At 70.5% G+C, this 644-nt stretch carries 1 protein-coding gene; it reads right to left on the bottom strand.

The features are described 5' to 3' along the window. Positions 1-353 precede the first annotated feature (353 nt). Positions 354-644: hypothetical protein (locus tag EAO75_RS46375; RefSeq protein ID WP_187284866.1), on the bottom strand; the 291-nt coding region annotated here is incomplete at its 5' end.

Below are 644 nucleotides of genomic sequence, written 5' to 3'. Positions count from 1 at the left end.
GCCGCAGGTGCAGGGTAAGGGGCGCGATGTTCTGACCTGCGCATTTACGGGCAGTCGGCGGCTGAACTCGCTCCCTGGGACTTCTCAGGGACTTTTGGCCGAGACCAGTCACAGGCCACGTCCGCTCCTTCGCCGCGATGACGGCCATCCGCAGTGCCGACCGGCTGCCCTTCCCACACCGTGCCGGATCGGACGGGGCCCCGAGGTCACCGGCTCACCGGCTCACCGGGGATGTGTGGCGTCGTAACGGTGCCGGGTCGGTCCGGCCATGCGCCCGGGACGAGTCGCGCGGCCAGGACCGTGCGAGCCGCGCCGCCCCGACGATGAGGACGTCGGGGCGGCGCGGCCTGGACTCACCGTCGGCGCAGTTCGCCGAGCGGCACGGTGGGGTCGGCCAGGATCTGCTCCACCCGGACGGCCAGGTCCGCCGCGTACGGAGCCAGGGCGCTCTCCTGGGAGACCGCCGAGATGATCTCGATCCCGTCACTGTGTTTCTCGACGGTGATCAACGCGGGATGCGGTATGCGCTCGTGCGGCAAAGACAGCGGAGTGGCCGGGGCGCCGAACAAGGTCCCCGGGATCTCCTCGGAGTACTCGAACGCGAGGAAGATGGCCGGACGCTGGCGGTAGCGACGCTCCGCTCC

Source organism: Streptomyces sp. UW30, from assembly GCF_008042075.1.
Classification (GTDB): Bacteria; Actinomycetota; Actinomycetes; order Streptomycetales; family Streptomycetaceae; genus Streptomyces.
This window is presented reverse-complemented; position numbering and strand designations above follow the sequence as displayed.